General features: G+C 70.9%; 7 protein-coding genes and 2 pseudogenes. 4 read left to right on the top strand and 5 right to left on the bottom strand.

The genetic code is table 11. From position 1 onward, the window contains the following. Window positions 1-85: 85 nt before the first annotated feature. Together REH65_RS16425 and REH65_RS16420 are read right to left on the bottom strand one after the other, a co-directional pair. Window positions 86-678 (bottom strand): annotated as a pseudogene (locus tag REH65_RS16425) (nitroreductase family protein). A gap of 28 nt (window positions 679-706) precedes the next feature. Next, the gene (locus tag REH65_RS16420) at window positions 707-1,819 is read right to left on the bottom strand and encodes a hypothetical protein (protein WP_406688214.1); all 1,113 of its coding nucleotides are present in this window, start codon (window positions 1,817-1,819) and stop codon (window positions 707-709) included. A gap of 404 nt (window positions 1,820-2,223) precedes the next feature. On the opposite strand from REH65_RS16420, the gene REH65_RS16415 reads away from it, so the two are divergent. From REH65_RS16415 to REH65_RS16400, 4 genes and pseudogenes are all read left to right on the top strand, one after another. Then, complete coding sequence (locus tag REH65_RS16415) at window positions 2,224-3,489, top strand: aspartate kinase (RefSeq protein ID WP_281458656.1); 1,266 nt, start codon at window positions 2,224-2,226, stop codon at window positions 3,487-3,489. After that, window positions 3,489-4,558, top strand: a pseudogene (locus tag REH65_RS16410) (aspartate-semialdehyde dehydrogenase). Before REH65_RS16415 ends, REH65_RS16410 begins: the two are co-directional and overlap by 1 nt. A gap of 102 nt (window positions 4,559-4,660) precedes the next feature. Next, window positions 4,661-4,900, top strand: a complete 240-nt coding sequence (locus REH65_RS16405; protein ID WP_406688213.1) for a Uma2 family endonuclease — start codon at window positions 4,661-4,663, stop codon at window positions 4,898-4,900. 56 nt (window positions 4,901-4,956) lie between these two features. Continuing rightward, a complete protein-coding gene (locus REH65_RS16400) occupies window positions 4,957-6,444 on the top strand; it encodes a gluconokinase (protein ID WP_406688212.1) in 1,488 nt (495 codons plus the stop codon). Window positions 6,445-6,475: 31 nt separating this feature from the next. On the opposite strand, the gene REH65_RS16395 is transcribed toward REH65_RS16400, so the two are convergent. The 3 genes from REH65_RS16395 to REH65_RS16385 form a co-directional block, all read right to left on the bottom strand. Beyond that, window positions 6,476-8,557 (bottom strand): dynamin family protein, encoded by a 2,082-nt coding sequence (locus REH65_RS16395; protein WP_406688211.1) that lies wholly within the window; start codon window positions 8,555-8,557, stop codon window positions 6,476-6,478. Further along, on the bottom strand, window positions 8,554-10,374 hold the full coding sequence (locus REH65_RS16390) for a dynamin family protein (protein ID WP_406688210.1): 1,821 nt from the start codon (window positions 10,372-10,374) through the stop codon (window positions 8,554-8,556). Before REH65_RS16390 ends, REH65_RS16395 begins: the two co-directional genes overlap by 4 nt. A gap of 165 nt (window positions 10,375-10,539) precedes the next feature. Continuing rightward, window positions 10,540-12,552 (bottom strand): IniB N-terminal domain-containing protein, encoded by a 2,013-nt coding sequence (locus REH65_RS16385; protein WP_406688209.1) that lies wholly within the window; start codon window positions 12,550-12,552, stop codon window positions 10,540-10,542. Between the last annotated feature and the right edge of the window lie 115 nt (window positions 12,553-12,667).

The following is a 12,667-nucleotide window of genomic DNA, read 5'->3' as shown; positions in this document are numbered from 1 at the left end:
GTGCGGCTGACCTCGAACGATCCCGAACGCGCTGTCCGAGGGGCGGGGAAGTTTTCATGAAAACCTCCCCTCCCCACGGACGTCGTCAGAACAGGGACGTGCCCCAGGAGTCGGTGAACACGAGGTCGGCCAGGGGATGCCGGAGGCGGGGCCGGAGCTCCTTCTCGACGAGCCGGTCCGGCATGCCGTCGAGGTCGCCGAGATCGCCGATGGCGATCGCGACCAGCGGCTCGAAGTCGTCCGGGATCGCGAACTCCACGCGGGCCGCCTCCCGGTCGAACCCCGCCATCTGGTGGGCGTGCAGACCCTCAGCGACCGCCTGCAGGACCAGGTTCTCGGTGGCCAGGCCGAGCCCGTACTCGCCGTAGGGCATCGGCTCGCCCTCGTCGTTGACCGACTGCGCCACGCCGATGGCCAGCGCGGCCGCGTCGCCGGCCCAGCTCTTGTTGCCGCGGGACAGCGTGCCGTGGATGCGGTCGAAGGTCGGCTCGCCGCGGCGCGCGGCGATGAACCGCGCGCGGGCTGCGTGTTGCCCCACGACGGGGCCCAGCGGGCCGCCTCGAACAGCGCGGTGAACTGCTCGTCGCCGATGGTCGCCGACGGGTTCAGCGCGCGCGGGCTCCAGCGCTCCGCCAGCAGCGGGTGCAGCGGGACGGAGGAGTCCGCCGTCTTGTCCAGTTCGGTCACCGAAACCTCCCGAAGGTGCTCAGATGGCGTACTGCCAGGCGGTCAGCGAGTAGGCCCCCAGCCAGGAGCCGAAGAAGACCAGCAGCAGCGCCGTCGTCACGGCGGTGGCCGGACGCCGCTTGCTCAGCCCGATCGCGACCGGGATGAGCAGCGGGAACGCCGGCAACATCAACCGCACCTTGGAGTACATCAGGCCGTCCGAGCCCAGGTCCAGCACCAGCACGGCCGCGGCGAACAGCACCAGCGGCCACGGCAGCCGGTGCCACACGCACAGCGCGAGCAGGACCAGGGCGGTCAGGACCACCCAGACGGTGAACGTCTCGAACACCGACTTGTCCTCGGTGAGCGCCTCGACGACGAACTTCGCGGTCGTCGCGCCGCCGTCGAAGGCCGAGGACCAGCCGCGCGCCTGGAGTTCGAAGTAGCCGTTGAGCTTGCCGGTCTGCGCGCCGACCCAGCCGATGTAGGCGATCATGCCGAGCGGCGCGAGCAGCATCGCCAGCCACGGCCGCCAGGAGTCCCGGCGCTGCACGATCGAGATCACCGCGGCCAGTCCGATCACCCCGACCAGCGCCGCTGCGGTGGGCCGGATCAGCCCGGCCGCCGCGCAGCACAGCCCGGCCAGCGGCCAGTTGCGCTCGACGACGCCGATCAGCGCCCAGATCGACAGCGCGCAGAACAGCGCTTCGGAGTAGGCCATCGACAGCACCACCGACATGGGTGCCGCCGCGAACAGCACGACCAGCAGCAGACCCACCCGCCGGGAGCCGCCGAGCCGCTCACCCAGCCGCGCCAGCCCGTAGGCGGCGACGACGCCGCAGACCAGGCTCGCGGTGATCGCCGCGCCGATGGTCGACACCCCGGGGATCACCGCGATGGCCATGATGAGCAGGGGATATCCGGGGAAGAACGCGAGCGGCGTCTCCGGGTACCGGTGTCCGAACCCGTCGACCATGCTCGGGTTCACGCCGCCGTAACCGTGGGCGGCGATCTCGGTGTACCACTGCCCGTCCCACGAGTTCAGGTTGTCCAGCAGCGACTCGTCGTGGACCGCCGACAACCAGGCCAGGACCAGCAGTCCCACCAGTCGGATTGCGAGGTAGACCACAGCCGGGGTCAGCGCGATGATCATCCGGCGTTGCTGCGGTGTGCCCAGCCGCGCTCCGCCGCTCGGGCGGAATGTCCGCTGTTTCCGCTGGGTAGCCGCAGTGTTTCCGGTATCCCCCAGGGGTGGTTCCAGCGCGCCCTGCGTGGTGGACAACCCTACGCTCCGCTCTTGTCGACAATCGCGTCCCACAGACTAGACGTGACGTTCGTGATTGGGGTTCACCCCCGGTGGTCGGTAGGCTAGTCCGGCAGCGGAGCGACCTGGTAGAAGGCCGTTTCGGCCGGGATCGGCCGACGCTGCCTCCGCCCGGTCGCGGGGCGGAGCGCACCTGCGAAACCGGGTGCGCCACTGCTCTCCGTCCACCCGGTGTCAGTGCGGGGAAACCCCGTGCCCGGGACGGCCGCAGCGGTCGAGGAGGTTTGTTTCACGTGGCGCTCGTCGTCCAGAAGTACGGCGGTTCCTCACTCGAGAGTGCTGATCGCATCAAACGGGTCGCCGAACGCATCGTCGAGACCCGCAAAGCGGGCAACGACGTCGTGGTCGTCTGCTCCGCGATGGGTGACACCACTGACGAGCTGCTCGACCTCGCCAAACAGGTCAACCCGGCACCGCCGGAGCGGGAACTCGACATGCTGCTGACCGCGGGAGAGCGAATCTCCAACGCGCTGGTCGCGATGGCGGTCGAGTCGCTCGGCGTGGAAGCCCAGTCGTTCACCGGCTCGCAGGCCGGCATGATCACCACATCGGCGCACCAGAACGCGCGGATCGTCGACGTGACCCCGGGGCGCATCCAGGAAGCCCTGGCCGAGGGCCAGGTGGCGCTCGTCGCCGGTTTCCAGGGCGTCTCGCAGGACACCAAGGACATCACCACGCTCGGCCGCGGTGGTTCGGACACGACCGCGGTCGCGGTGGCCGCGGCGATGAACGCCGACGTGTGCGAGATCTACACCGACGTCGACGGCGTCTACACGGCGGATCCGCGCATCGTGCCCGACGCGAAGCACCTGGAGCACATCACCTACGAGGAGATGCTCGAGATGGCCGCCACCGGCGCGAAGGTGCTGCACCTGCGCGCGGTGGAGTACGCCCGCCGCTACGGCGTGCCGCTGCACGTCCGCTCGTCTTACTCGCCCAAGCCCGGCACGACAGTGTCCGGTTCAGTGGAGGACCTTTCCGTGGAACAGGCGATGATCACCGGCGTCTCGCACGACCGGTCGGAGGCCAAGGTCACCGTGCGCGGTGTGCCGGACAACCCGGGCGTCGCGGGCCGCATCTTCCGCGTGGTCGCCGACGCCGAGATCGACATCGACATGGTGCTGCAGAACGTCTCCGGCACCGCGTCCGGCAAGACCGACATCACCTTCACGGTGGCCCGCAGCAACGGCGCGGTGGCCGTGGCCGAGCTGGAGAAGATCTCCGCTGAGGTCGGCTTCGAGGAGGTCGTCTACGACGACCAGGTCGGCAAGGTCTCGCTGGTCGGCGCGGGCATGCGCTCGCACCCGGGCGTGACGGCGACCTTCTGCGAGGCGCTGTTCAACGCCGGGGTCAACATCGACATCATCAACACCTCGGAGATCCGCATCTCGGTGCTGATCCAGGACACCCAGCTCGACACCGCCGTGCGCGCGCTGCACGAGGCCTTCGAGCTCGGTGGCGACGAGGAAGCGGTCGTGTACGCGGGGAGTGGTCGTTGATGAGTGCAGCGCAGGTGGCTCCCACCTTGGCCATCGTCGGCGCCACCGGTGCCGTCGGCACGGTCATGATCGACATCATCAACAACCGCGACTCGGTGCCGTGGGGTGAGATCCGGCTGATCGCCTCCGCGCGCTCGGCGGGCAAGAAGATCACCTTGCGCGGCGAGGACCGCACCGTGGTCGAGCTGGCCCCGGAGGCGTTCGACGGCGTGGACATCGCGCTGTTCGACGTGCCGGACGAGATCTCCGCCGAGTGGGCCCCGGTGGCCGCTTCGCGCGGTGCCGTCGCGGTCGACAACTCCGGTGCCTTCCGGATGGACCCCGAGGTGCCGCTGGTGGTGCCCGAGGTCAACCCGGAGAAGGTGCACGAGCGCCCCAAGGGCATCATCGCCAACCCGAACTGCACCACGCTGTCGATGATGGCGGCGCTGGGCGCGCTGCACCGCGAGTTCGGCCTGCGCGAACTGGTCGTCTCCTCCTACCAGGCCGCTTCCGGCGCTGGTCAGGAAGGCATCGACCGGCTCTACGCGGAGCTGGAGGCGGTGGCGGGCAAGGAGCTCGGCGTCCGCGGCGGCGACGTCGCCGAGGCCCTGGCCGCGGCCGGGCTGTCCGCCGAGACCCCGTTCAAGGCGCCGCTGGCGCTCAACGTGGTGCCGTGGGCGGGTTCCCGCAAGGACGACGGCTGGACCTCCGAGGAGCTCAAGGTCCGCAACGAGTCCCGCAAGATCCTGGGCATCCCGGAGCTGCGCGTCTCGGCGACCTGCGTCCGCGTGCCGGTGCTGACCACGCACTCGCTGGCGGTGCACGCCACCTTCGAGCGCGAGGTGTCGGTGGAGCAGGCGCACAAGGTCTTCTCCGACCAGCCCACGATCGTGCTGCAGGACGACCACGACAACGGCGTGTTCCCGACCCCGGCGGCCGTCGTCGGCGGCGACCCGACCTACGTCGGTCGCGTCCGCCAGGCGCTGGACTTCCCGAACACGCTGGACTTCTTCGTCTGCGGCGACAACCTCCGCAAGGGCGCGGCCCTCAACACACCTACGAGATCGCCGAAACCCTCGCCAAGTGATCTGATCAGGCACTCAAGGGCGTCCGCTCCTTCCCCGGAGGGAGCGGACGCCCTTATTTTCGCCTGCACATCTATGCCGAGGACGTTCTGCTCGCCGTCGAGGTGGTGCCGCCGCTTGACGGCGTCGCCGCCAAGCGCACCGAGTACGCCGAGGCGGGGATTCCCCACTACTGGGTTCTCGACATCAGCGCGCAGCCGAGGCTCACCGCGCATCGACTCGTCGACGGTGTGTACCAGGAGATCTTCAACGGCACGGGTGTGTTCATGACCGAGCAGCCCTTCGACCTGCGGATCGATCTCGATTCGCTCCGCAAGCGGAGCAGGTGGTCTGAAGCGGAGTGATCCTGGGCACCATGCCTGGGCTGATCCGGTGGTTCGGGGGCGGATAGGTTCGTGGCATGAGTTCTGTCCCGGTCGTGCTGGGTGTCGATCTCGGCACCACTGCTACCAAGGTCGTCGCCGCAGGCACCGATGCTCGGGTCCTGCACACCAGCGAGCGCGGGTACCCGCTGCGAACCGATGAGCCGGGCGAGGCCACCCAGGACGCCGCGGAGGTGCTGCGGGCCGCGATCGAGGCGCTGGCCGACTGCGCGGCGTGGGCGCGCGAGCAGGGGCACGAGGTCGCCGGGCTGTCGTTCAGCAGCGCGATGCACACCCTCGTCGGACTCGACTCCCGGGGCGAACCGGCGACGCGGGCCTTCAACTGGGCCGACACCCGGGCCTCCGAGGTCGCCGCGCGGCTGCGCGCCGAGCCCGAGACGTCGTCCGCGCTGCACCGCGCGACCGGAACTCCCGTGCACACCCAGTCGGTCATGGTGAAGCTGGCCTGGCTGACCTCGGGCGGAGCCGAGAGCGGCGGCGTTGACAGCGGCCGGGTCGAGCGCTGGTGCGCGCTCAAGGACTACGTCGTCACGGCCTTCACCGGCGAGTTCGTCACCGAGCACTCGCTGAGCTCCGGCAGCGGGCTGCAGGACATGCGCACGCTGCGCTGGCACGAACCCGCGCTGGAGGTCGCCGGCATCCGCGCCGAGCAGCTGCCCGAGCTCCGCGAGCCGACGGCGATCGTCCCGCTCGGGACGCGGGTCGCCGAGACCGTCGGGCTCCCGGCCGGACTCCCCGTCGTGCTCGGCGGGGGCGACGGGCCGCTGGCGAACCTGGGCGTGGGCGCGGTGGCGCCGGGCGTGGCCGCGCTGTCGCTGGGCACCAGCGGCGCGCTGCGGGTGACCCGCGACGAGCCGGGCGTGGACGACCGCTGCCGCACCTTCAGCTACGCGCTGGCCGACGGTCTGTGGGTGATCGGCGGCGCGGTCAGCAACGGCGGTGTCGTCGGCCAGTGGGCCGCGGAGGCGTTCGGCGTGGACGTCGCCGACCTGCTCGACGAGGCCGCCGCGGTCCCGGCCGGTGCGGACGGGCTGATGGCCCTGCCGTACCTGCTCGGCGAGCGCGCTCCCTGGTGGGAACCGGGCCTGACCGGCGCTCTCCTCGGTCTGCGCCGCTCGCACGGCCGCGCCGAGATGACCCGCGCGGTGATCGAGGGAGTCGCCCAGCAGCTCGCCCTCGTCCGCGACGCGGTCATCGACACCGGCGCCGAGGTCCGCGCCGTCCGCGCCACCGGCGGCGGTTTCCGCAGCCGGGTCTGGGCCGAGACCATCGCCTCCGCCCTGAACATGGACCTCGACCTCGCCGAAGGAAGCGGCGGTTCAGGTCTCGGCGCGGTCCTCCTGGCGTGGCGCGCCCTCGGCGAGATCGACTCCCTCGCCCACGCGGCCGAACTCGTCACCGTCGACTCCCGGGCCACCCCGGACCCGGCGGCGGCCGACGTCCTCGCCCGACGCCGCCCCCTCGTCGACCAACTCCACCAAACCCTCCGAGACCTCCACCTGTAGCCCTCGGCCTGGCGGGAACCCCGCCGTGAGGTCAGCCTCGGGAGTGGCGGCCTGACGGGGTGGGGTCGACGTAGTGGCGGGACTCGTCGGGGTCCGGTTTGGCGTGGCTGCCGGTCGGTTGGTTGACGCTGGAGCGGGAGCGGTTCGGGGTCTCGCCCGGCTCCGGGGCGCGACGTCGGCCGCCGGTGCTGGTGCCGACCTCGCGCAGGGCCCGGCGGCCCGTCGGGTGGTCGTGCTGCTGCAGGAACTGGGTGGCGGGGGTGCGGTTGGGGTCGTCGGCGCTGCGGGACGGCGTGGACGACTCGTCCTGGCGGGCTCGTTCGGCTTCGGCGGCCCGCCTGGCCTGCTCGGCTTCGGCCGCTTGCCGGGCTCGTTCCGCTTCCGCGGCTTGGCGGGCCTGCTCGGCTTGCCTGGCCTGCTCGGCCTCGGCCGCTTGGCGAGCGCGCTCGGCCTCCGCGGCCTGGCGGGCCTGCTCCGCTTCCGCGGCTTGGCGGGCCTGCTCGGCCTCCGCTGCGCGCCGCGCCTGCTCGACCTCGGCGGCCTGGCGGGCTCGTTCCGCCTCGGCCTGGGCTTGCGCCTGCGCGGCCTGCTGGGCCTGGGCCTGCTGCTGGGCCTGCGCGGCCTGCTGCTGGGCCCGGTTCGGTTGTTGGCCCTGGTTCTGGATCTGGTGCAGGATCACGCGCTCCGCGCTGCGGAGCACCGTGCGGACGGCGTCGCGGTGGGCGCGGTCCAGCAGCGGGTTGACGGACTGCTCGCGCCAGCGGGACAGGGTCGCGGTCGCCTCGTCGGCGAGGTCGTTGGTCAGGGCGTTCTCGTCCAGGCCGAGCCGGGCGTGCGGCGAGTGCCCCGAGGCGCCCAGCAGGCGCTTGGCCTCGGCCTGCAGCGGGCGGGAGAACCGGATCTGACCGGAGTCCAGCGCGGACAGCGTGCGCAGCTCGTTCCACTCGTGGGCGTTGCTGAGCACCCGCTCGAACTCGCCGAGCAGCTGCTGCACGCCGGGACGCGGGTTGGCGCGCAGCACCATGTCCACCGCCAGCAGCGCGGACCTGGCGCGCAGCGCGTCCTGGCGCTCCACGAACTGCGAGTGCAGCGTCTCCTGCAAGGTGTTGAGCCCGCTGGTCTCCAGCAGCTCCTGCTGCAGCTGCTGGGCCGTGGACGCGCCGCCGCGCAGCAGGTCCAGCGATCGGGCGATGCCGTAGTGGCCGAAGCGCTCCAGCAGCCGCTGCCGGATCTCCGACGGCACCGCCTCCAGCCCGGCCTTGATGAACCGCTCCGCCGACAGCAGCAGCGTGTCCCGGTCCGTGTCGGACAGCCGCGCCAGGTAGGCGAGGATCTTGAAGTCGTCCTCGGTCATCGTCGACGCGGCCTGCCCGAGCAGGCCCACGACCGGGATGAAGTGCTGCGCGAAGGAGCTCAGCGTCGGGTCGGTGCGGTAGCGCTCGGCGATCCGCTCGGCCGCGACCAGCGCGTCCGAGCCGCCGTCGCCGGTCTCGTCGGCCCGGGAGAACGCGACGATGGTGTTGATCGGCACGCTGCGCGCGGTCTGCAGCTCGTTCACCGACTGGAGGAACTGCAGGTCCGTCTGCCGCGGGTAGCGGGTCAGGTAGAGCACGGCGTCGGACTCGGAGAGGATCTGCGCGAGCGCGGACCGCCCGGTCTCCTGCACCGCCGCCGAGGCCACGCCGGGCGTCTCGATCAGCGTGATCGCCTGCAGCCCCGGGGTGGGGGACTCGATGACCAGCCGCGAGACCTCGTCCGGCCGCCAGTGCTGCAGGTCCCGGATCGTCGCCGAGTCCAACGTGGACACGGGGACGTTCTGCACCGCGCCGTGCGGCGTGTGCACCAGGATCTTCGGTTCCGGCCCGTACTGGTAGAACGTCGTGACCTGGGTGCGCTCCTCGGCGTCGGTCGGCGCCAGGTCGGTGCCGATCAGCGCGTTGATCAGCGTCGACTTGCCCGACTTCACCCGCCCGCTGACCGCGATCCGCAGCGGCTGGTCGAGCCGCTCCAGCCGGTCCCGCAACCACGTCGAGGTGCGCGGGTCGTCGCGGTAGAACGTCATCGTGCGCAGCAGCAGGCCCTTGGCCCGCTCCAGGAGTACCTCGGTGCTCATGCGGCGGTGATCCGGTTCTGCGTGAGCTGGGTGACCCGGCGGCGAAGCACCGTGATCTCCTCCAGCTTCTGCTTGATCTCCCGGGCGCGCTGGTCGCGGTCGACCGCGCTGCGCTCGGCGGAGCGCTTGATCGCCTGGATGGACTGGCTGATCTCCATCTGGGCGTCCTCGGTGATCCGGGTGAAGTGCTTGTGCAGCGCCTTGTGGATCGCGCGGATGGTGTCCTTCGAGTCCTTGTTGACCTGGAAGATCACCTGCTCGATGTGCCGCTGCACGTTGCTCTTGGCCTCGGTCTGGCGGCGGCGCAGCCGCATGTCCTTCTCTTCCTTGAGGCTCTTGGTGCCCAGCAGCACGCCCGCCGAGATCGACACGACGTTCATCAGCGGCAGCCCGGCCATCGTGGTGATCAGGCCGAACATGAGCACGCCGCCGTAGGAACCGCGCAGACCCGTCAGGACCTGGTCGAAGTTCTTGTAGTCGGCACCGGTCGGCAGCTTCGGCTGGGGCACGTCGTCGAACGGCTCCGGCATCAGCACGGGGTTGAGCTCGGGCGGGCGGCTCATCTGCTGCGGCGGCATCTGCTCGGCCACCATCTCGGCGAGCCGCTGCTGCCGCTGCTCCAGCCAGCCGAAGGTCTCGGTGATGGCGTCGGTGAGCCGCGCCTGCAGCCAGCGGGTGAAGTCCTCCCAGATCGGCAGCGGGTCGGCGACCTCGAAGATCTCGTTGACCTCGTGCAGCACCGCCCAGGTGCGCTCGCGGAAGTCGTACTCGATGTCGGTGAACAGCTCGGAGATGCCGTCGTTGAGGGTCTTCTGCCAGTGCCCGGAGATCCGCCGCAGGTCCTCGGCCCGGCGCTGCGCGGTCTCCAGCTCGACCAGCGTCTCGGCGGCGGTGCGCGGGTTCTGCGCGGCGAGCTCGGCGCGCAGCGAGTCGTTGATCTGGGTCAGCGCCTCGGAGACGTTGTGCGCCACCAGCCTTCGGGTGAACTGCTCGTGCTGGCCGGCGAGCTCGGTCTGCAGGAACTCCAGCAGCTGCGGGAACCCGGACTCGGCGTTGAGGTTGGTGTTGCGGGCCTGCATGGCGCGCATCCGGATGTCGGCCGAGACCGGGAACAGCTTCGCGGAGATGCCCGCGTTGCTGAGGTGCTTGCGGTTGACCTCCAGGACCTTCCGCCAGTGCGGGGTCCGGTCGATCTTGGGCATGACGAGCGCGATGTTCGGGCACAGCGCGGTCGCCTGCTTGAGGAACGCGAGCTCGTTGGTCGTCAGCTCCTGCGTCGAATCGGACACCATCAGGAGGGCGTCCGCCTCGGCGACTACGGAGAGTGTCGTCGAGGTGAGGAAAGATGAGACGCTCCCCACACCCGGGGTGTCCATGAGCGCGAGGCCGTTCTGGAGCACCGCTCGGGGGATGCCGATCTCGCCTCGCGTCACCGGGCGGCCGTTCGCGGCGGCGCGCTCCATGTGCTCGCGGACCTGGTCGATCGGCACCGGAGTGCGGTCCAGGGCGATCGGGCCCTGCGCGGGTTCCTGCTCGATGAGCAGCGCGGTCGGCTCGTCCGCGTAGCGCACGAGCGTCGGCACGGTCGTCGTCACGTCGTCGCCCGAGGGGCACACGGGGGCGTTCACGATGGCGTTGACCAGCGCTGATTTGCCCTGCTTGGACTCGCCGACGACCAGCACGAGCTGGGTCGGGTCGAGCACCCTGGTTCTGATCTGGCGCAGGCGTCCATGCAGATCGGCGCGCTGCTGCTCGGCACATTCGGCAGTAGCGCGGTCGATCAGTTCCACCAACGCCGTCTCGATCACGGCGGCCATTGTGTCGTGCCGCGGCTGAGAGAGAAACCCAATCGGTTGAACTCGCATCGTTATCGAGCACTCGGCGTGTTGCAAGAGTGCGCGAATTTTCCGGAAAGTGAAGAATGCCGGACTCCGCTCAGTGAGCGAAGCCCGGCATTCTCAAGGCTCAGTCGCGGAGAGCGATCAGAGCAGGCCGTCCAGCGGCAGCGCGTCGGTGGCGGTGTGCACCACGTCCTCGACCGGCTCGCCGACGACCGGGCCCGCGACCGGCAGGTCGCTCGGGGCCGGCAGGTGCGAGACCACGTCGCCGACCGGGGCCAGCGGAGCGGCGTCGCCCAGCGGCAGGGCGGAGGTGACGTCCTCGACCGGCAGCGCGTCGGTCGGCAGCGCCGAGCTCAGGTCGTCGACCGGCAGCGCGGTGACGTCGCCACCGGCAACGGTGTCGGTCACGGTGCTGGCCAGGTCGCCGGCGACCGGGACGTTGGCCACCGCGTCGGTGACCGTGCCCGCGACGTCGCCGAAGGCCTCGGAGCCGACCGGGACGTTGTTGACCAGGTCGCCGCCCGCGGCACCCGCGGCCACGTCGCCCACGACCGGGACGTTGCCCAGCGCGCCGGTGGCGGTGTCGGCGACCTCGCCGACGACCGGGACGTTGGAGACGGCACCGGCCGGGTCGCCGCCCGCCAGGTCGCCCAGGGCGTCGCCCACGACCGGCACGTTGGCGCCGGCGTCGGTCAGGGTGCCGGCCACGCCGGTCACGTCGCCCGAGGTCACGTCGCCGACGACGTCGCCCACGACCGGGACGGAGCCGACGGTGTTGGTGGCGGTGGAGAGCACGTCGCCCACGACCGGGACGCCGGCCACGATGCCCAGCGGGTCACCGCTGGTGGCGGCGCCGCCCACGGCGCCGGCCAGGTCGCCCACGACCGGGACGTCGGAGACGGCACCGGTGAGGTTGCCCGCGATGCCCGAGGCGTCGCCGCCCGCGACCGAGCCGGCCACGTCGCCCACGACCGGGACGTCGCCCAGCGCGCCGGTGGCGGTCTCGGCCACGTCGCCCACGACCGGCAGGCCGGCGGCGGTGTCGGTCAGGTTGCCGGCGATGCCGGTCACGTCGCCCGAGGTGACCGAGCCGACGACGTCGCCGACGACCGGGGCCTCGGAGACGGTGCTGGTCAGGTCGCCCGCGACACCGGTGACGTCACCGGAGGTCACGTTGCCGACCACGTCGCCGACGACCGGGGCCTCGGAGACGGTGCTGGTCAGGTCGCCCGCGATGCCGGTCACGTCGCCCGAGGTGACGTTGCCGACGACGTCGCCCACGACCGGGGCGTCGCCCACGGCCTGGGTCACGTTGGCGGCCACGTCGCCCACGACCGGGGCGTTCGAGACGGTGTTGGTGAGGTCACCGGCGACGCCGGTGACGTCGCCCGAGGTGACGTTGGAGACGACGTCGCCGACGACCGGGGCGTTGGAGACCACGTCGGCCACGTTGCCCGAGGCCACGTCGCCGACCACGTTGGTGACGTCGCCGTGGATCAGCGAACCGGTGCCGGAAACGACGTCCAGCGAGCCGTCGAACACGTGGGTGGCCGTGCTGGTGACCGAGCCGACGGTCGAGGACAGGTCGAGGCTGTCGCCACCGATGTTCACGGTGTTGCCCGAGAGCACGTTGTTGTCGTGCACGTTGAACACGTTGTGCGAGTCGGTGTCGTTGTGCTCGATGTCGACGTCGCCGTGGCTCGGAGCGGGGGCCGGGGTCGGCAGCTGGGCGTCGACGTCGCCGCCCTTGCCGAAGTCGTCAGAGGGGGTGTTCTGCAGCATGCTGAGTTCTTCCTGCTCGTGTGGATGTGCGGGATGCAGTTCACTGATCGCGACATGCTGGTTGCTCGCGGCGAATTGCTCGACGCTGCTCGAGAGCGAGCGGTCGTACGCGTTGACCACCTCGACCGGCGCGTAGTCGAGGACCAGCGACGTTGCTTGCAAAACGTCCGTCGCGCTCATTTCCCCGAGTCCGACCTGATCCAGCGTGGCTTGCGGATCAGCGTCGAAGGCCGACCGCGCGGCCGGATCGCTGACGAGGCGCGTGAGGAACTCGTGCAGCGTCGGTTCCGCGGGCAGGCCGGAGTTGGCGTGCGTCCCGGGGTCGGAGATGGGGGACTCGGCCTGACCGGAGGGGTGCTGAGGGTTCGCCATCGTCGGACCTCCCGATGCTCAGCGGTACTCGGCTAGGTGGACCGAGTGAGGTCGTGCCGTCCCTCACTCCTGTGTTGATCACCGTAGGGATGACCCGCCCCCTAGCCATCGGGTA

This window comes from Saccharopolyspora sp. ID03-671, assembly GCF_045278815.1.
Lineage (GTDB): Bacteria > Actinomycetota > Actinomycetes > Mycobacteriales > Pseudonocardiaceae > Saccharopolyspora > Saccharopolyspora ipomoeae.
Note: the sequence above shows the minus strand (reverse complement) of the source record. Positions and strands in the feature narration are given on the sequence as shown.

Bases quoted from the DNA above. Each gene is read 5' to 3' on its own strand.
- REH65_RS16420 (WP_406688214.1), bottom strand. From the start codon at position 1,819: ATGATCATCGCGCTGACCCCGGCTGTGGTCTACCTCGCAATCCGACTG.
- REH65_RS16400 (WP_406688212.1), top strand. From the start codon at position 4,957: ATGAGTTCTGTCCCGGTCGTGCTGGGTGTCGATCTCGGCACCACTGCT.
- REH65_RS16395 (WP_406688211.1), bottom strand. From the start codon at position 8,557: ATGAGCACCGAGGTACTCCTGGAGCGGGCCAAGGGCCTGCTGCTGCGC.
- REH65_RS16390 (WP_406688210.1), bottom strand. From the start codon at position 10,374: ATGGCCGCCGTGATCGAGACGGCGTTGGTGGAACTGATCGACCGCGCT.
- REH65_RS16385 (WP_406688209.1), bottom strand. From the start codon at position 12,552: ATGGCGAACCCTCAGCACCCCTCCGGTCAGGCCGAGTCCCCCATCTCC.